This is a genomic window from Microbacterium sp. JB110 (assembly GCF_003335195.1).
Classification (GTDB): Bacteria; Actinomycetota; Actinomycetes; order Actinomycetales; family Microbacteriaceae; genus Microbacterium.
Genome location: NZ_QPGM01000003.1, coordinates 402,764 through 427,516, shown reverse-complemented (window position 1 = coordinate 427,516; position 24,753 = coordinate 402,764). Strand labels below are relative to the sequence as shown.

The window sequence follows — 24,753 nt, the reverse complement described above, 5'->3', positions numbered from 1 at the left end:
CTCTCCATTGGGTCGAGGGATGAACTCTAAAAACCATATGCCGTTCGCTTTTGAATGACAAGTGCGATTCGGCTTTAATGGAGATATGACACAACGGGGCGCGTACGCAAAGGGCATCGCCAAGCGCGAGGAGATCCTCACCGTCGCGCTCGACGTGATCGCACGGCACGGGTACCGCGGTGCGTCGGTCCGCGAGATCGCCGAGGCGGTCGGCCTCAGCCAGGCGGGGCTGCTGCACTACTTCGACAGCAAGGACGAGTTGTTCACGGCCGTCCTGATGAAGCGCGACGAGGTCGACAGCGCCTCCCCCGCGACCGACGCCCTCCACGATCTGGTCCGCATCGTTGCGCACAACGCGGAGGTGCCAGGGCTCGTGCAGCTCTTCGCCCAGCTGTCAGTCGAGGCCGCCGACCCCGCCCATCCGGCACACGGCTACTTCGCCGAACGCTACGTGATGCTGCGGCAGCGCTTCGCCGAGGCGCTGCGCCAGGGGCAGATCGACGGCACGCTTCGGACGACCTTCGAGCCGGATGCCGCCGCGGCGCTGGTCATCGCGGCAACCGACGGCCTGCAGACCCAGTTCCTGCTCGACCCGGGCATCGACATGGCCGCGCACATCAGCTCGCTGCTCGACGACCTGCGCGTCTGACCACGCGCCAACGGTGGGCGCCGGGCGCGGACGCTACGGCGCGAGCACGCCGCCGGACTCGCGCAGGTAGCAGGCGCCGCAGAGGGACTCGTAGGTGACGAGGTGCTCATCGAGCGCGGCCGCACCCTCGGCGTCGATCGCCACCTGGTCGCCGTCGAACACGAACCTCCCACCGATGAGGCGACCGTTGAACAGCGCCTTGCGCCCGCACCGGCACATCGTCTTGAGCTCCTCGAGCGAGTGCGCGATCTCGAGCAGACGGGCCGACCCGGGGAAGGCCGCCGTGCGGAAGTCGGTCCGGATGCCGTAGGCCATCACAGGAACGTCGTCCTCGACGGCGACGCGGAAGAGACCGTCGACCTGTGCCGGTGTGAGGAACTGCGCCTCGTCTACGAGCAGGCAGGCGATATCGCGCGGAGCCTCCGATTCGATCAGTGCGTCGGCGGCCCGCCGGCGGTAGGCGTCTCGCTCTGCGAGGAATCGCTCGCGCGCATCGTCATCGGGGCCGATCAGGAAGTCGACGGCCTGCGAGACGCCGAGGCGCGAGGACACCTCGTCCACTGCTTTGGTGTCGATCGCCGGTTTCGCCAGCAGCACCGCCTGGCCGCGCTCGGCATAGTTGAAGGCCGCCTGCAGCAGTGCGGTGGACTTCCCCGAGTTCATCGCCCCGTATCGGAAGTACAGCTTCGCCACCCCTCCAGCCTACTGAATGCGAGAGGCGGGATCCGCTCATCCGGACGCCGCTTCCCTCACAGGGCTGGTTTTCCCGACTTTCGCGTCCACAGGCACCGGTTGCCCTGCCGCCGCAGCGGGGCGGGTTCGTAGCGTTGCTGCACAGATTCCGCCCGATACGAGAAGGAGAACGCCATGCCCATGTACACCGTCGACAGCGAAGAGGTGCAGACCAAGGCCTCGTCCATCCAGGCCACCGTCGGCCGCATGCAGTCAGAATCAGGGCTGCTGCACGGACAGCTCGCCGACCTGCAGCGATCGTGGACCGGTCAGGCCGCCGCCGCGTTCCAGGCCAGCGCCGAGGAATGGCGCTCCGTGCAGGTGCGCCTCGACGAAGCGCTCACCGCACTGGGCGCCGCCCTCGCCGCCGCCGGCACCAGCTACGCCGACGCCGAGCAGAGCGCCGTCGCCATGTTCCGCTGACAACGCGAAGGGGCGGTCCCTTCCCGAAGGAAGGAACCGCCCCTTGAGCCTGAGGCTTCTGGATCAGAAGTCCATGCCACCCGTCGGGTCGCCTGCCGGAGCGGCCGAAGCCTTCTCCGGCTTGTCCGCGACGACGGCCTCGGTCGTCAGGAACAGACCAGCGATCGATGCGGCGTTCTGCAGCGCCGAACGCGTGACCTTGGCCGGGTCGATGATGCCCGCGGCGAACATGTCGACGTACTCACCGGTCGCGGCGTTGAGACCGTAGCCGGCCTCGAGCTCCGCAACCTTGTGAGCGACGACGCCCGGCTCGAGACCGGCGTTCAGCGCGATCTGCTTGAGCGGTGCGCCGATGCCGACGCGGACGATGTTCGCGCCGGTCGCCTCGTCGCCCTTGAGCGCGAGCTTGTCGAACGCAACAGCAGCGGCCTGGAGCAACGCGACGCCACCACCGGGGACGATGCCCTCCTCGACGGCCGCCTTCGCGTTGCGAACGGCGTCCTCGATGCGGTGCTTGCGCTCCTTGAGCTCGACCTCGGTCGCAGCGCCGGCCTTGATGACCGCAACACCGCCGGCGAGCTTCGCCAGACGCTCCTGCAGCTTCTCGCGGTCGTAGTCGCTGTCCGTCGACTCGATCTCACGGCGGATCTGGGTCACGCGGCCGTCGATCTGGTCGGCCTCGCCTGCACCCTCGACGATCGTCGTCTCGTCCTTGGTGACGATGACCTTGCGCGCACGGCCGAGCAGCTCGAGCTCGGTGTTCTCGAGCTTGAGGCCGACCTCTTCGGTGATGACCTGGCCGCCGGTGAGGATCGCGATGTCCTGCAGCTGTGCCTTGCGACGGTCGCCGAAGCCGGGCGCCTTGACGGAGACCGACTTGAAGATGCCGCGGATCTTGTTCAGCACGAGCGTCGCAAGAGCCTCACCCTCGACGTCCTCAGCGATGATGACGAGCTCCTTGCCCGACTGGATCACCTTGTCGACGACAGGCAGAAGATCCTTGATGTTCGAGATCTTCTGGTTCGCGATGAGGATGTACGGCTCCTCGAACACCGCTTCCTGGCGGTCGGGGTCCGTGACGAAGTACGGGTTCAGGTAGCCCTTGTCGAAGCGCATACCCTCGGTGAGCTCGAGCTCGGTGCCGAAGGCCTGGGCCTCCTCGACCGTGACGACGCCCTCCTTGCCGACCTTGTCGATGGCCTCGGCGATGAGCTCGCCGATCTCCGTGTCGGCGGCCGAGATCGATGCGGTGGCAGCGATCTGCTCCTTCGATTCGACCTCCTTGGCGCCGGCCAGCAGCTCCTCGGAGACGGCCGCGACGGCCTTCTCGATGCCGCGCTTCAGGCCGATGGGGTCGGCGCCGGCTGCGACGTTGCGCAGACCCTCGTGAACGAGCGCCTGAGCGAGCACCGTCGCCGTCGTCGTGCCATCGCCCGCGACGTCGTCGGTCTTCTTCGCGACCTCCTTGACGAGCTCAGCACCGATCTTCTCGTATGCCTCATCGAGCTCGATCTCCTTGGCGATCGAAACGCCGTCGTTCGTGATTGTGGGAGCGCCCCACTTCTTTTCGAGCACGACGTTGCGGCCGCGGGGGCCGAGCGTCACCTTGACGGCGTCGGCCAGCGTGTTGAGGCCGCGCTCGAGGCCGCGCCGGGCCTCCTCGTCGAAAGCGATCATCTTTGCCATGAGTGTGTCGTCCCTCCCGGACGTAGGCGTATGGGATTAGCACTCCGAACCGAGGAGTGCTAATACGCATTCTGGCACTCGGCACCATCGAGTGCAAGCCGTAGCGACAGGTTCGACGCAACAGACGAGAAGGGCACCGGATGTCGCCATCCGATACCCCGCCTGCGTGCGTCAGAGAACGACGCCCGGCGGCAGCACGCCACCGACCGCGGCGATCGCCGCGGTCGTGTCCGCGGCGCCGAGCAGCGAGCTGTTCTGGAACAGGGCGAGGAAGCCGACGATGCCCGCCGCGAGGAACACGACGATTGCGATCAGAACCCACATCACGACGACGATGCCGCGCCCACCAGGCTTCTCCGCCCGGTGCGCGCCGACTCGCCCTCGATTTCGGGGCACGTCGTCGAAGCGGTCTCGTGAAGAAGTCTGGGTCGGCACCCCATGAATGGTACTAGGACGCACTGCCGAACGGATGAGCACTGCGGCGCGAAGTGATCAGGTGCCCCCAGAGACTCGATCAGGACGTCTGCCTCGCGAGCGGAGCCGCCCGTCTCGCCACGCGCTCGTCCCGCACCCTGCGCAGCCGCTTCACGAGCAGCGGATCATGCTCGAGCGCATCGGCCGTATCGATCAGCCGACCCAGCAACTGGTAGTACCGCGCCGGTGTCAGACCGAGCTCCGCGCGGACGGCTTCTTCCTTCGCGCCGGCGTGCCGATACCACTGCGCCTCGAACGCGAGGATCGCGCGGTCCTGATCGTGCAACGCCATGAGTTCCACGGTACGCGCGCGGGCCACGAGAACGGCGCCGCCACACCCGGACGGACGTAAAGTGGATGCATGGATTACGAGGTGGCGAAGACCGACGACGAATGGCGCGCCGAGCTCGACGACGAGCAGTACGCGGTGCTGCGCGAGGCGGCGACGGAGCGGCCGTTCACCGGCGAACTGCTGGACGAGGAGCGGACCGGGCTGTACACCTGCGCCGGATGCGGCAACGAGCTGTTCCTCAGCGGCACCAAGTTCGACGCGCACTGCGGATGGCCGAGTTTCTACGAGTCGGTGCGCCCCGACGCCGTCGAACTGCTCGAAGACCGCGCGCACGGCATGGTGCGCACCGAGGTGCGCTGCGCCCGCTGCGGCGGCCACCTCGGCCACGTGTTCCCCGACGGGTTCGGCACGCCGACCGGCGACCGCTACTGCATGAACTCGCTCTCGCTGAGCTTCACGCCGGAGGACTGAGCGTCGGCGCAGACAGCGCAGCGACGCCGGCGAGGCAAGGCGGTCCCCGATCACTCACCCATCGCCTCGCACCACAAGCCTCGACCGGGGCCACCCACAGGGCGCTACCCTGACTCGGCCCGCCCGCAGGGGCGCCACGTGCCCCGCCGCCCGCAGGGCACGGCACGATCTTGCGCACGAAGTGCGCAAGATCGCATGCCGAGCCCGAGGACTCCAGAGAAAACGACTGGATCTCCTCGGCCTTCAGCCGAGGAGATCCAGTGCTCTCACCTCGCCTGCGGCGAGACGCTCAACAGACTCAATCGCTTCGGCCGTGAGCGCGAGCGCTCACGGCTCTCAGCTCAATCGTCTGTGCCGGCTGAGGGGCTCGAACCCACGACCCCCGCTTTACAAGAGCGGTGCTCTACCAACTGAGCTAAGCCGGCGCGCTTCCATCCTATGACGAGGACGGACCGCGAAATGACACTCCCTACTCCGATGGCTCCGGAGTCGGGCTCTGGAAGTACTCGTCGCTCTCGACGGTGAGCACGAACTGCGACAGCTCACCCGGATCATCGAGCGCCCCCGTGTACGGCATGCCGCTGACGAGCACCATCGGCGCGCCCGTGAGCTGCTGGCCGCCCTGCCCAGGCAGGCCGCCGTCGCTGAGTTCGGTCGTCATGTCGCGCGCCCACGTCGCGTACTTGTCGGACTCGATGCACGAGAACACGTCGGAGTTCTCCACCCCGACCGATTCGGCGATGTCGACGAGCTCCTCGCTCGTGTGACCCGGAGTGTCCACAGCCGGCTGATCGGTGAGGAGCGCGTCGTTGAACGGCACGAAGCGTTCCGGATCGCCGCTGGCGACACAGGCGGCAGCCCCCATCGCGCGCTGGGAGTAGCGGGTGCCGTTCGACTTCGCCGTCAGCAGGGCGACGGGGTGATAGGTCAGCGAGATCGCATCTTCGGAGACCCAGCTCGCCAGCTGAGCCGCGTTCGCCTGGTGGAACAGAGCGGATTCCGGTGAGAGGTAGTCGACGTACACGTCGACCGTGACCCGCTCCGGTTCTTCATCTTCCGTCTCGGCGGAGCCGCCGTCGTCCGGATCCTGCGTGTCGGACCCCTCCTCTTCGGTGTCCTCCTCGTCCGACGAGTCCTCGAGCATGCTCGAGAGGTCCTGCCCGTCGAACAGGAAGGCGCCGTCCGCGATGTTCCCCGGCTCGGGAACCGGCTCGGTGACCTCTGGCACGACGTTCTGCTTGATCCAGAACCCTGCCGCCACGAGCGCGGCGATGATCACGACAGCGATCCCGGAGCGCACCAGCACTCGGCGCATGCGCTGCTTCGTGGTGACCTTCTTCGCCTTCTGCCGCACGAGGTGGCGACGCCCTGCTGCGGCGCCCGGCTCGGCCAGATCGCCGGCTGCGTCGCCCTCGTCGAACTCGGCCACCTCATCCGTGATCTGCTCGTCAGCGGGTTCGACCGACGCACCAGCGGCCGCGGCCTGCTCGTCCGCCGTCTCGAACTCGTTCGCACCCGACTGCTCGTCGCGGGGCTCGCCGTTGTGGCTCGACATTGTCCTCCCTCGCCGCCCGTGCGGCCCTACTCAACCCACCGAGAATACCCATACCGCGCTGTGAACGCGCAGGGGCGTCGCACGTCAGCTTCACTGAGCACGTGGTGCGGCGCGCACGGATACCTGCGGCATGACATACTTGTCGTGGCCCAATGGTGGGTCGCGGTGGGTCGTACCCGCCGTTCCATTCACAACGGATCGTCCGGCACGTACCTGCCGGTGAAGGAGAAGATCATGGCATCGGTCACTTTCGACAGCGCAACGCGCCTCTATCCCGGCGGCACCCGTCCGGCTGTCGACAAGCTCAACCTCGAGGTCGCCGACGGCGAGTTCCTCGTACTCGTCGGCCCGTCCGGTTGCGGCAAGTCGACATCGCTCCGTATGCTCGCCGGCCTCGAAGAGGTCAACGACGGGCGCATCCTGATCGGCGACCGCGACGTCACTGACGTGCCGCCGAAGGATCGCGACATCGCGATGGTGTTCCAGAACTACGCGCTGTACCCGCACATGACGGTGGCCGAGAACATGGGCTTCGCCCTGAAGATCGCCGGAGTCAACAAAGAGGACCGCGCAAAGCGCGTGCAGGACGCCGCGAAGCTGCTCGATCTCGAGGACTACCTCGACCGCAAGCCGAAGGCCCTCTCCGGTGGTCAGCGTCAGCGCGTCGCGATGGGTCGCGCGATCGTCCGCGAGCCGCAGGTGTTCCTGATGGACGAGCCGCTGTCGAACCTCGACGCGAAGCTGCGCGTGCAGACGCGCACCCAGATCGCGTCGCTGCAGCGCCGTCTCGGCGTCACGACTGTCTACGTCACGCACGACCAGACCGAGGCCCTCACGATGGGCGACCGGATCGCCGTGCTGAAGGACGGCCTGCTGCAGCAGGTCGGCTCGCCGCGTGAGCTGTACGAGCGCCCCTCGAACGTGTTCGTCGCCGGCTTCATCGGCTCCCCCGCCATGAACCTGTTCACCACCGAGATCGCCGACGGCGGCGTGAAGTTCGGCACCGCGAACGTCCCGCTCTCGCGCATGACGCTCGACGCGGCGACCAGTTCGTCCGTGACCGCCGGCATCCGCCCCGAGGACCTCGCTGTCGCCGCAGACGGCACGCCGGGCCTCCAGGTCGAGGTCAACCTCGTCGAAGAGCTCGGCGCCGATGGGTTCCTCTACGGCACGATCGTGGGAACCGATCAGGAGATCGTGACGCGCGTCGACGGTCGCTCGCACCCGAGGGCCGGCGAGACCGTCACACTGGCCCCGGTGTCCGACCACGTGCACGTGTTCGACGGCGAGACCGGCGAGCGCCTCACGCAGGAGGCCATCGTCACCACCGTGTGACGCTTCGCACATGCGCACAGCGGCGCGAGTCGACCTCTTGGTCGACTCGCGCCGCTGTCGTCTCCGGCCCGTCCGGAGCAGCCCGTCCGGCGACCGTGAACGCCCGGGCACCGACAACATCCGGCATCGCCCCTCGCACCGCCACAACCTCATCCGGGAGCCCCTCATGCCCCTTCGCATCACGGCCAGCGGGCCGGACCCCCAGCTGCTCAGCCTGCCGTGGCAGCTGCCGCTCGAGCAGTGGCCGAGCAAGCACATCGTCAAGCTGCCGAAGGGCATCTCGCGGCACGTCGTGCGGTTCAGCGAGCTGTCGGGGCGGGTCGTCGCCGTCAAGGAGACCAACGAGGAGATGGCCACGCGCGAGTACGAGCTGCTCGGCTCACTCCGCCGGCTCGACATGCCCTCGGTTGATCGCGTCGCCGTGGTCGCCGGACGGGAGAGCGCGAGCGGCACCCCGCTCCCCTCCGCCCTCGTCACCGCTCACCTGCCGTACTCGATGCCGTACCGCGCACTGTTCACCCAGACGCTGCGCCCCGACACCCTGAACCGCGCACTCGACGCGCTCGCGCTGCTGCTCGTGCGACTGCACAACGTCGGCTTCTCGTGGGGTGACGTGTCGCTGTCGAACACGCTGTTCCGGCGCGATGCGGGTGCATTCGCCGCCTACCTCGTCGACGCCGAGACGGGCGGACTGCACGAGGTGAACGTCGACGGCGACGGCGGCCTCACCGACGGGCAGCGAGAGTACGACGTCGATCTGGCGCATACGAATATCGCGGGCGAGATCTTCGACCTCGCGGCCAGCGGACGCATCGATCCGGATGTCGACGCCGTCGGCATCGCAAACGGCCTGGTCAACGCGTACCACTCGCTGTGGTCGGAGCTGACGAAGCAGGAGGAGTTCGAACTGAGCGAGTCGTGGCGCATCACCGAGCGCGTGCGCCGACTCAACGGCCTCGGCTTCGACATCGGCGAGATGTCGATGAAGACGACCCCAGACGGCACCCGCGTGTCGATCAGGCCGAAGGTCGTCGATGCGGGGCACCACCAGCGGCGCCTGCTGCGGCTGACGGGGCTCGACGTCGAGGAGAACCAGGCGCGGCGACTGCTGAACGACCTCGACGAGTACCGAGCGAAAACGGGTCACACCGGCGAGGAGGACGACAGCGTCGTCGCGCACGAGTGGCTGACGACGGTGTTCGAGCCCGTTGTGCGCGCCATTCCGTTCGAGCTGCGCGCAAAGCTCGAGCCCGCCGAGGTGTTCCACGAGGTGCTGGAGCACCGCTGGCATCTGTCGCAGATGCACGATGCGTCGGTGTCACTGGCCGAGACGCTGTCGAGCTACATCGACACGGTGCTGCGCCATCGCCGCGACGAGGCCACGATCATGGGCCCGCCCACCGAGACCCTGACATCAGGGATCGACATCGCCCCGCCCCGCAACTGGCGCGATCTCGTATAGCCCCGCGGAGTTACTCCGCTTCGGCAGCGGCGCGCAGCGTTGCCACCTGGTAGAGGGCCACGGATGCCGCGATGCCGGCGTTGAGGGACTCGGTTGCCGCCGAGATCGGGATCGACACGATCTGGTCGCAGTTCTCGGCGACCAGCCGGCTCAGTCCCTTGCCCTCGCTGCCGATGACGATCACGATCGGCCGGTCGGCGAGCTCGAGCGACGGCAGCGACACGTCGCCGTCGCCATCGAGGCCGAGCACGAACACGCCCTGCTTCTTGAAGTCCTTCAGCATCGAGGTGAGGTTGCCGGCCAGCGCCACGGGTACGCGGGCCAGTGCGCCGGCGCTCGTCTTCCACGCCGCCGAGTTCACACCGGCGGAGCGCCGCTGCGGCACGATCACTCCGTGCCCGCCGAATGCCGCAGTCGACCGGATGATCGCACCCAGGTTGCGCGGGTCGGTCACTCCGTCGAGGGCGAGCAGCAGCGGTGTCTCGCCCTGGTCGAACGTCTCCTCGAGCAGCTCCTGCGGGTGGGCGTACTCGTACGGCGGGACCTTCAGCGCCACACCCTGGTGCACGCCGTCGTATCCGGCCATCCGATCGAGCTCCGGACGCGTCACCTCGAGCACCGACAGCTCGCGCTTGTGCGCGATCGCCAGCATCTCCTTGACGCGGTCGTCCATCTCGATGCGCTGGGCGATGTACATCGCCGTCGCGGGGATCTTCGCCCGCAGCGCCTCGAGCACCGAGTTGCGACCGGTGACGTGCTCGATGTCCGAGCCGTCGCGCGAGCGTCCGCGCGCGGATGCCGGCTTGCCGCCATTCGGCTTGCCGGCGCCCGGCTTGCCAGCGCCCGGCTTGCTCGCCCCGCGCTCCGCGGTCTGCTTGCGCTTGTGCGCGACGTGGTACGGCCGGTCCTCGGCCTTCGGCGTCGGCCCGCGACCCTCGAGGGAACGGCGGTGCTTGCCGCCCGAGCCCTTCGTCGGCCCCTTCTTGCCACTGCTCGCGCCGGGGCGCCCTGGCTTAGCCATCGATACTCCAATGTGTTCCGTCTGCGGTGTCTTCGAGGGCGATCCCCGCTGCCGCGAACGTGTCGCGGATGCGGTCGGCGGTGCCCCAGTCCTTGTCGGCGCGCGCCTGCGCGCGCTGCGCGAGAAGGTGCTCGACAAGTGTGCCGAGCGCCTGATCTGCGGCTCCGGATGTCGCGACCACGGCATCCGGGCCGGGAAATCCCAGAACGTCCATCATCCCGGTGACAGCTGAGAGAGCGCCTCGCGCGGCACGATCGTCGCCGGCGTCGAGGGCCGTGTTCCCTGCCCTCACCTGCTCGTGCAGCGAGGCGAGGCCCTGCGGGATGCCGAGATCGTCGTCGAGAGCCGCCTCGAATTCGGCAGGCAGCGGCCCGGATGTCGCGGGGCCGAGCGCACGGAGCGCGCGGTCCTGGAAGCCCCGGATGCGATCGAGCGCTGCCGCCGCCTCGTCGAGCGCCTGATCGGAGATGTCGAGGTTCGAACGGTAGTGCGCCGCGGCGAGCGCGTATCGCACGACGTCGGCCGGCCGCTCGTCGAGCAGGTCGGATGCGAGCGTGAAGTTGCCGAGCGATTTCGCCATCTTCTGGCCTTCAACCGTGACGAGACCGTTGTGCACCCAGTACTCGGCGAAGCCGTGCCCTGCTGCCGCCGACTGCGCGAGCTCGTTCTCGTGGTGCGGGAAGCGCAGGTCGAGCCCGCCGCCGTGGATGTCGAACTCCTCGCCGAGGTAGCGGCGCGACATGGCGGAGCACTCGATGTGCCAGCCGGGCCGGCCCTCGCCCCACGGCGACTGCCATGTCGCGCTGGACGGCTCATCCGGTTTCGCGCCCTTCCAGAGCGCGAAGTCGTGCGGGTCGCGCTTGCCGCGCGGGTCGGCGTCGGCGGCGTCCTCCATCGCGTCGAGCGACTGACGAGTCAGCGCACCGTATTCCGGCCACGAGCGCACATCGAAATACACGTCTCCGGCCGCGGCATAGGCGTGGCCCCGTTCGATCAGCTCGGCGATCAGCTCCTGCATCTGGGCGACGGATGCCGTGGCGCGCGGCTCGTAGGTCGGCGGCAGGATGCCGATCGCCTCGTAGGCGGCGGTGAACTCACGCTCCATCCGGTACGCCAGCGCCCACCACGGCTCGTCCGCCGTCGCGTTGGCGAGCACCTTGTCGTCGATGTCGGTCACGTTGCGCACGAACGTCACCCGCGGATAGCGGTGCGCGAGCCAGCGGCGCAGCAGATCGAACGACAGTGCGGCGCGCACGTGCCCGATGTGGGGGCCAGACTGCACGGTCGGCCCGCAGACGTAGATCGTGACGTTCTCCGGGTCGAGGGGCGCGAAGTCGCGCAGCGCCTGCGCGCGGGTGTCGTAGAGCCGGAGAGTCACCCTCCCAGCCTACGGCGTGACCCCGCTGTGTTTCGTGTCGCGACGCGGCGATGCCTCACCCCGACGGCGCAGCTTCTCCGTTCATTTGTGGCTTCGTCGATGATTGCGCCGGCAAACACCGCGATCGGCGCAATCGAATCGCGTTCGCGCCCTCAGCTGCGGATGAGGAGGGCGGTGGCGAACGCCTGCACGCCGTCAGCGGCGGTGAAGCCGAGCCCGTCTGTGGTGGTGGCGCTCACCGAGACCGCGGCGCCGTCGAGCGCGGCGGACAGTGCGCGCTCGGCCTCCGCGCGGCGCGGGGCGAACTTCGGCTTGGACGCCTGGAGCTGCACCGCCACGTTCCCGATCTCGAAGCCCTCGGCCCGGATGATCCGCAGCGTCTCTGCAAGGAACGCTTCGCCGTGCGCTCCGGCGAACTCGGGTCGATCGACGCCGAAGTGCGCACCGATGTCGCCCAGGCCCGCCGCCGACAGCAGCGCGTCGACGATCGCGTGGGCGACGACGTCGCCGTCGGAGTGACCGGACAGCGCGCGCTCCCCCGGCCACTCCAGCCCGGCCAGCCACAAGTCGCCGTCTCCCCCGTACGCGTGCACATCGGTGCCGATTCCGACGCGCGGTGCGAGGACGGTTCCGGATGTCGCGGTGCGGTCGGTCACGGGGGCGCCAGCGACGCCGTCGGCGTCACCGGAGACGACGAGGGTGCGGGCCCGTTCCAGGTCGGCCGGGGTCGTGATCTTGAAGGAGTGCGCGTGCCCTTCGACTGCGGCGACCGGATGCCCTGCCTCCATCACGACGGCGGCGTCGTCGGTGTGCTCCTGACTCACGACGGCGTACGAGGATTCGAGGATGTCGCGCCGGAAGCCCTGCGGCGTCTGTGCGGCGCCGAGCTGCGAACGATCGACTGCGCCGGAGACCCGCTCGCCGTCGACGCGCTTGATCGTGTCGATGACGGGAAGCACGGGCATCGCGCCCCAGCCGGTCTCGCGGATCTTCTCGATCACGCGGGTGAAGACATCCGCAGGCGTGAGCGCGCGCGCCGCGTCGTGCACGAGCACGATCTCGACTGCGGGGAGCACGCGCTTCAGACCGGACTGCACGGAGGCGTGCCGTGTCGCCCCGCCGGCGACGACCGAGACGAGTTCGACGGCGCCGCCCGCAGCCTGTTCTGCCTCCGTGAGCGCCTCGCCCGTGCGCTCAGCCGGAGCGACCACGATCACCTGGCACGGCTCGGGAAGCGCGAAGACGCCGTCGAGCGCGTGGCGCAGCATGGTGTGCTCGTCGAGACCGACGAACGCCTTGGGAGCGTCCGCCCCCAGCCGGGTTCCGGAACCTGCGGCGACGACGATCACGGCCACGCGCGGAGAGGAGAGCTCAGTCACGCCCTCAACTTACCGCGCCGCACACACGAAACCGCCGGCCCGTGGCGGACCGGCGGCTTCGACTGCAGCGTGAGTTACTCGGAGGCGAGGACCTTGTCGAGGATCTCGCCGGCCTTCTCCTCATCGACCTTCTCGGCGAGAGCGAGCTCGCTCGTGAGGATCTGACGGGCCTTGGCGAGCATGCGCTTCTCGCCGGCCGAGAGGCCGCGGTCCTGATCGCGGCGCCAGAGGTCGCGCACGACCTCGCTGACCTTGATCACGTCGCCAGAGGCGAGCTTCTCGAGGTTGGCCTTGTAGCGACGCGACCAGTTGGTCGGCTCCTCGGTGAACGGAGCGCGCAGCACGTCGAAGACCTTGTCGAGGCCTTCCTTGCCGATCACATCGCGCACGCCGACAAGGTCGACATTATCGGCTGGAACCTCGATCACCAGGTCGCCCTGTGTGACGTTCAGCTTGAGGTAGGTCTTCTCCTCGCCCTTGATCTTGCGGGTCTTCACCTCGGTGATAGTTGCTGCACCATGGTGCGGGTAGACAACGGTCTCGCCAACCTCAAAAAGCATAGATTTTCATCCTTTCGGCGTTCTCCAGGGTATCACAGCCGAATGTGTACTAGGCTCTGCCACTTCCATTCACGCGCACGAAGATAACAGCCGGATGACACCCTCCCGGCGCGCTCCTGCGCCGCGCTTCGACTGACGCTCCGGAGCACGACCAGCTTGCCGCAACGGGTGGAGACGCCCCCCGCAGGCCCCGTCGGGCAGGCACACTCCTATACGCTCGCGGGCATCGCATTCCTGCTGCTGCGCAGGCGCCGGGTGAGCTGATCCCTGCGGCGTTCGGAGACGCCATCCGGAGCATCTAGACTGGTGGGCAGGGTCCGCCGGCCGGCGGCCGACCCGCAGCACCTGGAGGATACGTGAAAACGCGCTCTCTCGCGTCCGTGGCACTCGGCGCAGCCGTCATTCTCGGCACGGCCGGCTGCGGAGCCATCACCCCGCAGGCCACCACCATCGACTTCTCGCCGAGCGACGGCGTGAACGTCGCCGTTCCGGATGACGCTCCCGTCCAGATCCTGAACGCCCTGCTCGTGAAGAACGATGGCGAGGCCGACGCGAACTTCGTCGCCGCTCTCGTCAACGACAGCGACAGCGATCAGACGGTGACCCTCAGCTGGGACGGCGGGTCGGCCGCGATCGACGTGCCAGCGGACTCCGTCGCCAGCTACGGCGCCGACGACTCAGCGCTGCTGCTGACGAACATCTCGGCCGCTCCGGGCGCCACCGAGGAGATCGTGTTCCAGGCTGGTGCAACGGAAGGCGTCGCGCAGGGCATTCAGGTGTTCGACACCGAGCTCGCGCACCTGTCTACGCTCGCGCCGGAGCCGGCGCCCACCACGGACGCCGACGAGTCAGCTGACGACGATGCCGCGGACGAGGAACAGACGGCCGACGACGAGGCCGCGGCAGACGAGGCCGAGCACTGACCGACGTGCGCCTCGAACGAACAGCAAGAAGGGGTTCCCGCCATCGGCGGGAACCCCTTCTGCATCCGTGTGGCAGAGCTCAGGCCTCGAAGCGGTAGCCGAGTCCGCGCACGGTGACCAGCATCTCCGGGGATCCCGGCGTCTTCTCGATGCGCGAACGGATCCGCTTGATGTGCACGTCGAGCGTCTTGGTGTCGCCGAAGTAGTCGCTGCCCCACACCCTGTCGATGAGCTGGCCGCGAGTGAGCACCCTGCCGGCGTTGCGCATCAGCAGCTCGAGCAGCTCGAACTCCTTCAGCGGCATGTTGATCCCTTCACTGTCGACCTGCACCGTGTGGCGGTCGACATCGAGGGTGACGCGGCCGCCTTTGAGCACCCGCTCGTCGATGTCATCCTCCTCCTGCTGAGAACGGCGCAGCACGGCGCGCATACGGGCGAGCAGCTCGCGCGCCGAATAGGGCTTGGTGACGTAATCGTCCGCGCCCAGCTCCAGCCCAACGACGATGTCGATCTCACTGTCCTTCGCCGTGAGCATGATGATCGGCACTCCCGAGGTCGTCCGCACCTGCCGACACACCTCCGTGCCCGGCATGCCTGGCAGCATCAGGTCGAGCAGGATCACGTCGGCTCCACGCTCCCTGTAGGCCTCGAGCGCCACGTCGCCGTCGTCGGCGATCTCCACGTCGAAGCCCTCCCGGCGCAGCAGATACGCCAGGGGGTCCGCGAGGTCGGGTTCGTCCTCCACGAGGAGCACTCGTGTCGTCATGCCTTCTCCTTCGTCCGGCGGTTCGCCTTCTTCGTTTCCTTGTGCGATGGCTGCTCGCGCTCCGGCGGCTCGGTCAGCGGCAGCCGGATGGTGAACGTCGATCCCTTTTCGGGCTGGGACCAGAGCTTCACCTCGCCGCCGTGCCGATACACGGCGTGCTTCACGATCGAAAGCCCCAGGCCAGTGCCTCCTGTGCGCCTCGAGCGGGCCTGGTCGGCCCGGTAGAAGCGCTCGAACACTCGCTGCTGATCCGACTCGGCGATTCCGATGCCCTGGTCGCTCACCGCGATGTCGACGCTCACGCCGTCGTCCTTGACCCCGATCCCGACACGTGAGCCGGTCGGCGAGTACGAGATCGCGTTCGAGATCAGATTGGCCACTGCCTCGATGAGCACGTGCACGTCACCGCGCACATACAGCCCCCGCTCCCCTCCGCGCACCAGCTCGACACCGGCACCGGATGCGGGCACGGTGTTCGCCTCGACCGCTGCGGTGACCACCTCGTCGATCGCGACGTCGCCCAGATCGGTGACGGCGTCGGACGCCTGCAGGCGGGACAGGTGCATGATGCGGCCGGTGAGCTGCCCCAGCCGTTCGGCTTCCGCCGTGAGCCGGGACGCGAACCGGCGCACCTCATCCGGATCATCCGCGGCGAAGTCGATGGCCTCGCTGAGCAGCATGATCGCGCCGACGGGAGTCTTCAGCTCGTGACTGGTGTTGGCGATGAAGTCCTGACGCATCGCCTCCAGTCGCTCCTGTTCGGAGATGTCGCGCAGGATCAGCAGGAAGAACCGCTCGGTCAGCCTCGTCACGCGGGCGGCGACGAGCCGTTCCTGGCCCTGCAGCGGCCCCAAGCGCAGCCGGATGGTCTCGGTCGCCGTGCCGGCCGTGCGCGCGATCTTGAGCAGATCACGGAGCCCGCCGTTGGAGAGCGTCGTCTGGTCCTCGACGCCCAGTGTGTGCGCCGACGGCGACGTCGCGACCACCAGACCCGACGCGTCGATGGCGGCAGCCGCGTCATCCATGGAGGTGAGCACCGACGTGACACCATCGGGCAGAACACTGCTGCTGCGCTCCTCTGCACGCTCGCGGGCACGCCGCGCCGCGAAGAGGATCGTGCAGATGCCGGCACCGATGATGACGCCGACGAGCAGTGCGAGCAGCAGGAGCTGCGAGTGGGGCATGCCACCAGAGTAAGCGGGGCGGAGCCATTCGGTTCACCGAATGTGCACCTTTCGGGCGTGGCGGGCACCAGATTTCTCACCCAGGTCACCGTTCGTTAACCTTCGACGACGACAATCGGGAACGGCCGGTAGTGCGGGGTCTTCCGCGCGTACTCGGTACTGTCGCTCCAGGTGCAGGTTCCCGCCGACGAAAGGTCCCACAACGATGCGCGAAGTTTTCCACCAGTCTCTCGAGGAAGTGCAGTCCCGCCTCGTCGAGATTGCGGAGATGGTCACAGTCGCCATCGAGAAGGCCACGAAGGCGTTCAGCACGAGCGACGTGGCCCTCGCCGAAGAGGTCATCGTCGGCGACGATCTGATCGATGAGCGCTCCGTCTCGCTCGACGAGCTCGCCATCGAGATCCTCGCAATGCAGCAGCCTGTGGCCCGCGACCTGCGCATCGTCGTCACGGCGCTGCGCGCGAGCGCCTCGCTCGAGCGCATGGGCGACCTCGCCGACCACATCGCTCAGCTCACCCGCCTGCGCTACCCCGAGCGGGTCATCCCGGCCGGCCTGCGGCAGACGTTCGCCCGCATGGGCGAACTCGACGTCGACGTCTCGCGCCAGCTCACCGAGCTGCTGCGCACCGAGGACCTCGCGATCGCCGAGAGCATCCGCAATGCCGACGACGAGGTCGATGAGCTGCACGCCAGCGTATTCGACAAGGTGCTCAGCGCACGGACCTCCGAGGACGTCACAGCTGTCGTCGACGCGACGCTCGCCAGCCGCTACCACGAGCGCTTCGCCGACCACGCCGTCGGCGTCGCCAAGAAGATGATCTACCTCGCCACGGGCGACTGGGCCTCCCAGGGCGACGAGGACCCCGAAGGCTGAGCCCGCTCGTCCCCCGAATCGCGCAGACGAAGAAGAGGCCGCCCGCTCCGGATGGAGCGGGCGGCCTCTTGTCATGATCAGACCAGTGCGCGGATCAGGTCGCGAGCGTGGCTATCGCAAGGCGGAGGAAGGAGTCGGGCCGACAGCCCGGCGACCGACGACAACGCAGCGAGAGGGGCGCTCGCGGTGCGCGGATCAGGTCGCGAGCGTGCCTATCGCAAGGCGGAGGAAGGAGCCGGGCCGACAGCCCGGCGACCGACGACAACGCAGCGAGAGGGGCGCTCGCGACCTGATCACTTGCCCTGGTTGGCGACGGCGGCGGCTCCGGCCGCTGCGGCCTCGGGGTCGAGGTACTCGCCTGGTGCGACGGGCATGAAGTCGTCGCCGAGCTCGTACTTCAGCGGGATGCCGGTCGGGATGTTCAGGCCGGCGATCTCCTCGTCGCTGATGCCGTCGAGGTGCTTCACGAGCGCGCGCAGCGAGTTGCCGTGAGCGGTGACGAGCACGGTCCTGCCCGCCTCCAGATCCGGGACGATCTCGTCGCGCCAGTACGGCAGCATCCGGTCGATGACGAGCTTCAGCGACTCCGTTGCCGGCAGCTCACCGTCGATCCCGACGTAACGCGGATCGTCGGTCTGCGCGAACTCGTCGTCCGCGGCGATCTCCGGCGGCGGCACATCGAACGAACGACGCCACGTCATGAACTGCTCCTCGCCGAACTCGGCGAGCGTCTGGGCCTTGTCCTTGCCCTGCAGTGCGCCGTAGTGGCGCTCGTTCAGGCGCCAGGAGCGCTTCACGGGGATCCACAGACGATCAGCCGCGTCGAGCGCGATGTCGGCCGTCTGGATCGCCCGAGAGAGCACAGAGGTGTGCAGCACGTCGGGCAGCACGCCCAGCTCGCGCATCAGCTCACCGCCGCGGCGAGCTTCGCCCTGCCCCTTCTCGGTCAGGCGGACGTCGACCCATCCGGTGAACAGGTTCTTCTCGTTCCATTCGCTCTGCCCGTGACGGAGCAGGATCAGCGTGTGCGTCATGCGTCCAGCCTACCGAGCCTGCAAGCCCCCCTTGCACGCCGACGGCCATCGGCATCCGGAACCGTTCCGCCTCCGACCCGGCTCGCGAGATGCGCACTTTTACGACGAAACCACGTTCAAACGTGCGCATCTCGGCGAGAAGTGCGCATCTCGGCAGCCCGCTACTCCGCGAGGGGGCGGCGGGAGAGCCGGGTGATGCGCGGGATCTCAGCGGTGGCGCCGGCGTCTGCCGGAACGATGACCTCCTGCGACGCCGCGACGCGGGTGCCGTCGGCGTCGACGACGAGGGCCGCGTCGGCTGCGGTGCGGCGCGACACGATCGCCAGCGCGATCGGCCCGAGTTCGTGGTGGCGGGCGACGGAGGTGACGCGCCCGACCTCGCGATCGCCGTCGAACACGGGCGCTCCCGGGGCCGGAAGCGTGCTCTCCGAACCGTCGAGGTGCAGCATCACCATGCGGCGCGGCGGGTGGCCCAGGTTGTGCACCTTCGCGACCGTCTCCTGCCCGCGGTAGCACCCCTTGTTCAAGTGCACCGCACTGCGCAGCCAGTCGGACTCGTGCGGGATGGCCTTCTCGTCGACCTCGCCTGCCCACCGAGGGCGCCATGCGGCGATGCGCAGCGCCTCGCTCGCCGCGGTGCCCGCCGGCTCGGCTCCGGCGAACACGTCGCCTTCCGACGCCTCATTCCGATCGACGATCGCCTCGCACCACGCGCGTTCGGCGCCAGGGTGCTCATCCGTCTGCGCGTACTGCCAGCCGCCCGCCGACACGACGGACCACGGGTCGCGCCACACCCGCCCCTGTGCAAGAGGAACGATCGCCTCGGCGGCCTTCCCCTCCGGCGCGAATCCGACCACGACGAGGTCGTCGCGCTCCGCGACTTCGACGCGCGAGCGGAAGCGCATCATCGTCAGCCACTTGGCCAGTCCAGGCGCATCGGCGGCGTCGGTGATCAGCCACGTCGTCTCACCGTCTTCGAGCACGGCTGCCGCGTGCTCGATGTGCCCCTGCGGCGTGAGCACGAGCAGCTCGGTGCTCTCCCCCGCCGCCAACGTGCTCACGCTCTGCGACGTGATCGAGTCGAGCCAGGTCAATCGGTCCTCGCCCCGCACCGCGATCACGGTGCGGTCGGCGAGGGGCGCGGCGGCGCGACCGGCCGCCAGCGCGCGCTGTTCGCGCACCGGGTCGCCGAAGTGCACCACGACGCCGCCTTCGACGACGGCTCCGGAGATCTCCGCGCCGAACGACGGCACGGTTCCGGGCCCGGCCGTGTGATGCCGATCTCCTCCGGCGCCGCCGTTCGCTCCCCCGAGATGCTCGGTCATCACTGCACCTTCGCCAGGCGCGCCGAAGCGTGCGATGCGAGGCTGCGCCCCAGGGCGGCGATGTCCCACGCCCACAGCAGGTGCTGGTCGACGAGGCCGTACATCCGGGTCGCCGCCGCGTAGTCCTTCGCACCCTGCGTGCGCACCACGGCGTCGGTGGCCAGGTCGACGCGGGGGCCGGCGACCTGGCCGATGTACAGCTCGCTGACGCCGTCGGAGCGCACGATCGACGCCTCGATGTCGAAGGCGTCGTCCGTGTTGCGCAGCTTCTCGATGTCCTCCGCTGTGCGAGGAGCGCGCGTCGCCGCCGCCGGCAGCAGCGCGGGCCCGGGGTCCGCCTGCTCCTGAACGATCGAGAGGCGCCAGAATCCCGTCTCGGCCGCGAGCGACTTCGTCACCCCGAGAGCGGTCGTGGTCGTCGCGGTCGCCGCGTAGTTCAGGTAGGGGCCGCCGTCGTGGCTGAAGCTCACCCGCTGGGCGAACTCGCCCTCGTAGTGGGCGTCGCCCGCGGTGTAGTCGATCACGCCGGTTCCCTCCCACACTCCGATGAGCCAGGAGAGGGGAACGATTTCGGCGGGGAGGTCGCTCGGAATCTCAATCATGATCCCTCCAGCGTAGAGGCTGCACCGATGGGGCGGCGCTGAAGCGAGTCAGGCGACCTATCGGCGCGACCTCGTCGTCCGCGTGCGCAGACGAAAGCGCCGGATGCGACGAGGCATCCGGCGCGGAGCGGTGACTACTTCTGACCGCGGAACAGGTTCACGATGACGGCGCCCGATACGAACGCGATCGCCAAGCTCGCCAGCCCCAGCAGGCCGATGAAGAACATCTCGAGCGCGAAAAGGTCCATGCCTCAACCCTACACCGACGCGACCAGCGCCGTGATGCTGATGAGGAAGAACACGAACGCGATCACACCCATCGCGACCAGCGCGCCGAGGGCGGCGACTGCGGTGCGCACGATGAACCCCTCTGCGCGGCCGTAGGCGAGGTTCACGGCGAACGCGACGAACACGCAGGCACCGGCACCCACCGCCAGCCAGAGGAAGCGCTCGCCGAGCGGAGACAGCAGTCCGACCGCGACGGCTGCGAGCGCCCCGAACGCCCATGTCGCGATCATTCCGGCCAGCGGCGAGCGCGGGGTGAGCTCAGGCGACGTCATGGCGCCCATTCTGCCCCACGACACATTCCCGAAACACGCCTGACTCTAAACTGGCAGGCATCCGCCACCGGAAGGACACACGTGACCCGGCTTCTGGTTCTGAGCTCCGCCTCAGAAGGAGCAGTGCTCCCCGCACTCGAACTCCTTCCCCACGACACACGACAGCTGCCCTCAGGGGTGGGCAGCCTCGCGAATGCGCCGGAGACCGACGTGATCATCGTCGATGCCCGTACGGATCTCGCCGGTGCGAAGTCGCTGTGCAAGCTGATGGGCACCGTGGGCCCCGTGGCACCCGTCCTGCTCGTCGCCACAGAGGGCGGGCTCTCGGTGGTGGGACCGGACTGGGGCGTCGACGACGTCGTGCTCGACACGGCGGGGCCTGCGGAGATCGATGCGCGCCTGCGCCTGGTCGTCGGCCGCCGCCCTGCGCCGGACGACAACGGCGGCCGCGTGCAGACATCCGGGATCACGATCGACGAGGCCTCCTACTCGGCGAAGGTGCGCGGAAAGCCGCTCGATCTGACGTTCAAGGAGTTCCAGCTGCTGCACTTCCTCGCCACGCATCCCTCCAGAGTGTTCACGCGCGAGCAGCTGCTCAGCGAGGTGTGGGGCTACGACTACTTCGGCGGCACTCGCACGGTCGACGTGCACGTCCGGCGCCTGCGCGCGAAGCTCGGTGACCTCGAACAGCTGATCGGCACGGTGCGCAACGTCGGCTACCGGTTCAACGTCGTCGACGAACACCCGGAGCAGCAGGCATCGTAGGACGGGCGCGACACGCGCCGGACACCCCCGGATGACGCCCGCCACGCGGGTTGTTAACCACGAGGCCACCTGCGGGTGCCAGGATGGGAGCCCACTGAATCGATCGGCAGGAGCAGCCATGACGGACGCATCGATCGTCGACACCGGGCTGGGAGACTCGGAGGACGACGACTTCGACGAGCTCGTACCGACGGCCGACGTCGATCTGCCTGACAATCGCTACGTCGACCGCGAGCTGAGCTGGCTGGCGTTCAACCAGCGTGTGCTCGAGCTCGCCGAGGACCCGAACGTGCCGCTGCTGGAGCGCACCAACTTCCTCGGCATCTTCGCCAGCAACCTCGACGAGTTCTTCATGGTGCGCGTGGCGGGTCTGAAGCGTCGCATCATGACGGGGCTCGCGATACCGAACAACATCGGCACCGCACCAGCGAAGGTGCTCGAGTCGATCGGCGCCGAGGCGCACGCGCTGCAGGAGCGTCACGCCGCTGTGTGGCACGAGCAGGTGCGCCCCGCTCTGGCCGCCGAGGGTGTCGAGATCGTGGCGTGGCACGATCTCACCGGCGAGGAGCAGGCGGAGCTGTACGAGTACTTCCAGGTGCAGGTCTTCCCCGTGCTGATGCCTCTCGCCGTCGACCCCGCACACCCGTTCCCCTACATCTCCGGGTTGTCGCTGAACCTCGCTGTGCGCATCAGGAACGCCCGCACCGGGCGTCAGGACTTCGCGCGCCTCAAGGTGCCTCCGATGCTGCCCCGGATGGTGCCCGTGCCCGGCACGGAGCAGACGAACCACGGTCGGATGCTTCCGCTGGAGGATCTCATCGCCGAGAACCTCTCGGACCTGTTCCCCGGCATGGACGTACTCGAGCACCACGCCTTCCGCCTCACGCGCAACGAGGACATGGTCGTCGAGGAGGACGAGACCGAGAACCTGATCCAGGCGCTCGAGCAGGAGCTGCGTCGGCGGCGCTTCGGGCCGCCCATCCGGCTCGAGATCGCCGAGGAGATGGACGACGTCACGCTCGACCTGCTGCTCGACGAGCTCGACATCTCCGAGCAGGAGGTCTACCGCCTGCGCGGACCGCTCGATCTGCGCGCCCTGTTCGGCTTCTCCTCCCTCGACCGGCCGGAGCTGAGGTACCCCAAGCACGTTCCCGTGACGGCGCTCGAGTTGCGCCCGAAGGACGCGGACTCGAAGCACGCGAAGGCCGATATCTTCCAGGCCATCCGCGGCGGCGACGTGCTCGTGCACCACCCGTACGAGTCGTTCGCGACCAGCGTGCAGGCCTTCCTGGAGCAGGCTGCCCGCGACCCGCACGTGCTGGCGATCAAGCAGACGCTGTACCGCACCAGCGGTGACAGCCCGATCATCGCCGCGCTGATCGAGGCCGCCCAGAACGGCAAGCAGGTGCTCGCCCTCGTCGAGGTGAAGGCGCGCTTCGACGAAGCCAACAACATCGAGTGGGCGCGCCAGCTCGAGAAGGCCGGCGTGCACGTCGTGTACGGCCTCGTCGGACTCAAGACGCACTGCAAGCTCGCCCTCGTCATCCGCGAAGAGCGCGGCCAGCTGCGCCACTACAGCCACGTCGGCACGGGCAACTACAACCCGAAGACCAGCCGGATGTACGAGGACTTCGGGCTGTTCACCTGCGACCCGGCCATCGGACTCGACCTGACCCGTCTGTTCAACGAGCTGAGCGGCTACGCGATCGAGAAGAAGTTCAAGCGACTGCTGGTCGCGCCGCTGCACCTGCGCAAGGGTCTGGTCAAGCTGATCGAACGCGAGACGAAGCATGCCCGCGACGGCAAGCCGGCCGCGGTGCGGATCAAGGTCAATTCGATGGTCGACGAGCAGATCATCGACGCGCTCTACCGCGCCAGCCAGGCCGGTGTGCAGGTCGATGTCTGGGTGCGCGGCATCTGCAGCCTGCGCGTCGATCTTCCCGGCGTCAGCGACAACATCCGGGTGCGCAGCGTGCTCGGACGCTACCTCGAGCACTCGCGCATCTTCGCGTTCGAGAACGACGGCAGCCCCGAGGTGTTCATCGGCAGCGCCGACATGATGCACCGCAACCTCGACCGCCGCGTGGAAGCACTCGTACGTGTGAAAGAAGAGCGCCACATCAGGGAGCTGCTCGACCTGTTCGCGATGGCGATGGACGACTCGTCGGCGACATGGCAGCTCGGCGCGGACGCCGTGTGGACCCGCCATCACCTCGACGCAGACGGCAGCCCGATCGTCGATGTGCAGGATCGGACTATGGAGATCGTCGCGGGTCGCCGCCGCTCGCGCTCACCGCGATGAATAATGACACGGTGAGCACGAGCACGGTCTACGCCGCGGGCGGCGTCCTCTGGCGCGTCACCGGCGGAAGACTGCGCGTCCTCGTCGTGCATCGCACCACCCACGACGACATCAGCTTCCCGAAGGGCAAGGTCAAGGCGGGTGAGATCCTCGCCGAGACCGCCGCGCGCGAGGTGCGGGAGGAGACGGGCATCGCCGCGCCGCTGGGCCCACCGATCGGAGACACGCGCTACGCACTGCCGAACGGGCGCGACAAGATCGTGCACTACTGGGCGATGCGCGCGAAGGATCGCGCCGTCCGCGAGAGCACGTTCGCCCCCAACCGCGAGGTCTCGGCTGTCGAGTGGTTGACGGCAGAGAAGGCGCTGAAGCGGCTCACCTACGAGTTCGACGTCGACATCCTCGAGCAGTTCCTCGCGCAGTTCGAGAACGGCGCTCGCGCGACGTTCCCCGTCGTCGCCCTGCGGCACGGCGCGGCGATGTCGCGCAAGGACTGGCCGAGGGCAGACCACCTCCGCCCTCTTCTCCCCAAGGGCAGGGACCAGGCCAAGGCGCTCGCCGGCGAGCTGCGCGCGTTCGGTGTGCGCAAAGTGGTCTCGAGCACCGCCACGAGGTGCCTGCAGACCGTGCGTCCGCTGTCGAAGGCGCTGGGACGCCCCATCGCCGAGACCGATGCCATCAGTCAGGACGCCTGGGAGGACGGGCTCGACGACGTGCGCAGCGTCGTTTCCGAGCGCCTCGCCGCAGGCAAGGGAGCGGTGCTGTGCAGCCACGGGCCCGTGCTGCCGGGGATCCTCGAGCAGCTCTGGCTCGAGACGGGTGCGCGCAGAGCGTCGCGGGTCGACACGCGTTCGGCGATGTCGACCGGGTCGTTCACCGTGGCGCACATCAGCAAGCACGAACCGGAACGGAGCATCGTCGCCGTCGAGGCACATTCGCCTCTCGTCTGACGTGCACGCCCCATCCGGATCTGCGCGGCTGCGGTGCCGCAGCATAGTCAT

The 24,753-nt window shown here is 68.3% G+C and carries 25 protein-coding genes and 1 tRNA gene; 10 read left to right on the top strand and 16 right to left on the bottom strand.

The window, feature by feature from the left end; all coding sequences use genetic code 11:
* Positions 1-85 precede the first annotated feature (85 nt).
* On the top strand, positions 86-649 hold the full coding sequence (locus tag CIK77_RS08165) for a TetR/AcrR family transcriptional regulator (protein ID WP_087056048.1): 564 nt from the start codon (positions 86-88) through the stop codon (positions 647-649).
* A 33-nt stretch (positions 650-682) separates the two neighbouring features.
* Here CIK77_RS08165 and CIK77_RS08160 read toward each other — a convergent pair whose 3' ends face one another.
* Positions 683-1,342 (bottom strand): thymidine kinase, encoded by a 660-nt coding sequence (locus CIK77_RS08160; RefSeq protein ID WP_087056047.1) that lies wholly within the window; start codon positions 1,340-1,342, stop codon positions 683-685.
* Positions 1,343-1,516: 174 nt separating this feature from the next.
* Here CIK77_RS08160 and CIK77_RS08155 point away from each other — a divergent pair, with 174 nt between their 5' ends.
* Positions 1,517-1,804, top strand: coding sequence for a WXG100 family type VII secretion target (locus CIK77_RS08155; protein WP_087056046.1), 288 nt, complete (start codon positions 1,517-1,519; stop codon positions 1,802-1,804).
* Positions 1,805-1,867: 63 nt separating this feature from the next.
* Here the strand turns inward: CIK77_RS08155 and groL are convergent, their stop codons facing one another.
* The 3 genes from groL to CIK77_RS08145 form a co-directional block, all read right to left on the bottom strand.
* On the bottom strand, positions 1,868-3,490 hold the full coding sequence (gene groL / locus CIK77_RS08150) for a chaperonin GroEL (RefSeq protein WP_087056045.1): 1,623 nt from the start codon (positions 3,488-3,490) through the stop codon (positions 1,868-1,870).
* 171 nt (positions 3,491-3,661) lie between these two features.
* A complete protein-coding gene (locus CIK77_RS17515; protein ID WP_140403564.1) occupies positions 3,662-3,925 on the bottom strand; it encodes a hypothetical protein in 264 nt (87 codons plus the stop codon).
* A 79-nt stretch (positions 3,926-4,004) separates the two neighbouring features.
* Positions 4,005-4,256: a DUF3263 domain-containing protein gene (locus CIK77_RS08145; RefSeq protein WP_087056044.1), complete on the bottom strand. Its 252-nt coding sequence runs from the start codon at positions 4,254-4,256 to the stop codon at positions 4,005-4,007.
* A gap of 69 nt (positions 4,257-4,325) precedes the next feature.
* On the opposite strand from CIK77_RS08145, the gene msrB reads away from it, so the two are divergent.
* The gene (gene msrB / locus CIK77_RS08140) at positions 4,326-4,727 is read left to right on the top strand and encodes a peptide-methionine (R)-S-oxide reductase MsrB (protein ID WP_087056043.1); all 402 of its coding nucleotides are present in this window, start codon (positions 4,326-4,328) and stop codon (positions 4,725-4,727) included.
* A 352-nt stretch (positions 4,728-5,079) separates the two neighbouring features.
* On the opposite strand, the gene CIK77_RS08135 is transcribed toward msrB, so the two are convergent.
* A tRNA-Thr gene (locus tag CIK77_RS08135) sits at positions 5,080-5,152 on the bottom strand.
* Positions 5,153-5,196: 44 nt separating this feature from the next.
* Entirely contained in the window at positions 5,197-6,282 is a 1,086-nt protein-coding gene (locus tag CIK77_RS08130; RefSeq protein WP_087056042.1) for a DsbA family protein, read from the bottom strand.
* A 234-nt stretch (positions 6,283-6,516) separates the two neighbouring features.
* Between CIK77_RS08130 and CIK77_RS08125 the strand changes: the two genes are divergently transcribed.
* Together CIK77_RS08125 and CIK77_RS08120 are read left to right on the top strand one after the other, a co-directional pair.
* A complete protein-coding gene (locus tag CIK77_RS08125; RefSeq protein ID WP_087056326.1) occupies positions 6,517-7,617 on the top strand; it encodes an ABC transporter ATP-binding protein in 1,101 nt (366 codons plus the stop codon).
* 166 nt (positions 7,618-7,783) lie between these two features.
* Positions 7,784-9,079, top strand: a complete 1,296-nt coding sequence (locus CIK77_RS08120; protein WP_087056325.1) for a DUF4032 domain-containing protein — start codon at positions 7,784-7,786, stop codon at positions 9,077-9,079.
* A gap of 10 nt (positions 9,080-9,089) precedes the next feature.
* Here the strand turns inward: CIK77_RS08120 and rlmB are convergent, their stop codons facing one another.
* The 4 genes from rlmB to CIK77_RS08100 form a co-directional block, all read right to left on the bottom strand.
* Positions 9,090-10,100 (bottom strand): 23S rRNA (guanosine(2251)-2'-O)-methyltransferase RlmB, encoded by a 1,011-nt coding sequence (gene rlmB / locus CIK77_RS08115; RefSeq protein WP_087056041.1) that lies wholly within the window; start codon positions 10,098-10,100, stop codon positions 9,090-9,092.
* Positions 10,093-11,478, bottom strand: a complete 1,386-nt coding sequence (cysS, locus tag CIK77_RS08110) for a cysteine--tRNA ligase (protein ID WP_087056040.1) — start codon at positions 11,476-11,478, stop codon at positions 10,093-10,095. Before cysS ends, rlmB begins: the two co-directional genes overlap by 8 nt.
* Positions 11,479-11,630: 152 nt before the next feature.
* Positions 11,631-12,857 (bottom strand): 2-C-methyl-D-erythritol 4-phosphate cytidylyltransferase, encoded by a 1,227-nt coding sequence (gene ispD, locus CIK77_RS08105; protein WP_087056039.1) that lies wholly within the window; start codon positions 12,855-12,857, stop codon positions 11,631-11,633.
* A 74-nt stretch (positions 12,858-12,931) separates the two neighbouring features.
* Positions 12,932-13,417 carry a CarD family transcriptional regulator gene (locus tag CIK77_RS08100; protein WP_087056038.1) on the bottom strand — a complete coding sequence of 162 codons (486 nt, stop codon included), beginning with the start codon at positions 13,415-13,417 and terminating at the stop codon, positions 12,932-12,934.
* Between the two features lie 356 nt (positions 13,418-13,773).
* Here CIK77_RS08100 and CIK77_RS08095 point away from each other — a divergent pair, with 356 nt between their 5' ends.
* Complete coding sequence (locus CIK77_RS08095) at positions 13,774-14,340, top strand: DNA modification methylase (RefSeq protein ID WP_140403563.1); 567 nt, start codon at positions 13,774-13,776, stop codon at positions 14,338-14,340.
* 79 nt (positions 14,341-14,419) lie between these two features.
* On the opposite strand, the gene CIK77_RS08090 is transcribed toward CIK77_RS08095, so the two are convergent.
* Positions 14,420-15,106: a response regulator transcription factor gene (locus tag CIK77_RS08090; protein WP_087056036.1), complete on the bottom strand. Its 687-nt coding sequence runs from the start codon at positions 15,104-15,106 to the stop codon at positions 14,420-14,422.
* Positions 15,103-16,290, bottom strand: coding sequence for a sensor histidine kinase (locus tag CIK77_RS08085; protein WP_087056035.1), 1,188 nt, complete (start codon positions 16,288-16,290; stop codon positions 15,103-15,105). Before CIK77_RS08085 ends, CIK77_RS08090 begins: the two co-directional genes overlap by 4 nt.
* 205 nt (positions 16,291-16,495) lie before the next feature.
* Between CIK77_RS08085 and phoU the strand changes: the two genes are divergently transcribed.
* Positions 16,496-17,164: a phosphate signaling complex protein PhoU gene (phoU, locus tag CIK77_RS08080; protein WP_087056034.1), complete on the top strand. Its 669-nt coding sequence runs from the start codon at positions 16,496-16,498 to the stop codon at positions 17,162-17,164.
* Between the two features lie 293 nt (positions 17,165-17,457).
* On the opposite strand, the gene CIK77_RS08075 is transcribed toward phoU, so the two are convergent.
* The 4 genes from CIK77_RS08075 to CIK77_RS08060 all read right to left on the bottom strand — a co-directional run bounded on the left by CIK77_RS08075 (position 17,458) and on the right by CIK77_RS08060 (position 20,685).
* On the bottom strand, positions 17,458-18,198 hold the full coding sequence (locus CIK77_RS08075) for a phosphoglyceromutase (RefSeq protein ID WP_087056033.1): 741 nt from the start codon (positions 18,196-18,198) through the stop codon (positions 17,458-17,460).
* Positions 18,199-18,359: 161 nt separating this feature from the next.
* Positions 18,360-19,523 carry a CAF17-like 4Fe-4S cluster assembly/insertion protein YgfZ gene (gene ygfZ / locus CIK77_RS08070; protein ID WP_087056032.1) on the bottom strand — a complete coding sequence of 388 codons (1,164 nt, stop codon included), beginning with the start codon at positions 19,521-19,523 and terminating at the stop codon, positions 18,360-18,362.
* Positions 19,523-20,125: an FABP family protein gene (locus tag CIK77_RS08065; RefSeq protein WP_087056031.1), complete on the bottom strand. Its 603-nt coding sequence runs from the start codon at positions 20,123-20,125 to the stop codon at positions 19,523-19,525. The genes ygfZ and CIK77_RS08065 overlap by 1 nt, the downstream gene beginning before the upstream one ends.
* 257 nt (positions 20,126-20,382) lie before the next feature.
* Positions 20,383-20,685: a hypothetical protein gene (locus CIK77_RS08060; protein WP_087056324.1), complete on the bottom strand. Its 303-nt coding sequence runs from the start codon at positions 20,683-20,685 to the stop codon at positions 20,383-20,385.
* Positions 20,686-20,766: 81 nt separating this feature from the next.
* Here CIK77_RS08060 and CIK77_RS08055 point away from each other — a divergent pair, with 81 nt between their 5' ends.
* The 3 genes from CIK77_RS08055 (at position 20,767) to CIK77_RS08045 (ending at position 24,702) form a co-directional block, all read left to right on the top strand.
* Entirely contained in the window at positions 20,767-21,450 is a 684-nt protein-coding gene (locus CIK77_RS08055; RefSeq protein WP_087056030.1) for a winged helix-turn-helix transcriptional regulator, read from the top strand.
* Between the two features lie 118 nt (positions 21,451-21,568).
* The gene (locus tag CIK77_RS08050) at positions 21,569-23,752 is read left to right on the top strand and encodes an RNA degradosome polyphosphate kinase (RefSeq protein WP_087056029.1); all 2,184 of its coding nucleotides are present in this window, start codon (positions 21,569-21,571) and stop codon (positions 23,750-23,752) included.
* A gap of 11 nt (positions 23,753-23,763) precedes the next feature.
* The gene (locus tag CIK77_RS08045) at positions 23,764-24,702 is read left to right on the top strand and encodes an NUDIX hydrolase (protein WP_087056028.1); all 939 of its coding nucleotides are present in this window, start codon (positions 23,764-23,766) and stop codon (positions 24,700-24,702) included.
* Positions 24,703-24,753: the final 51 nt, after the last annotated feature.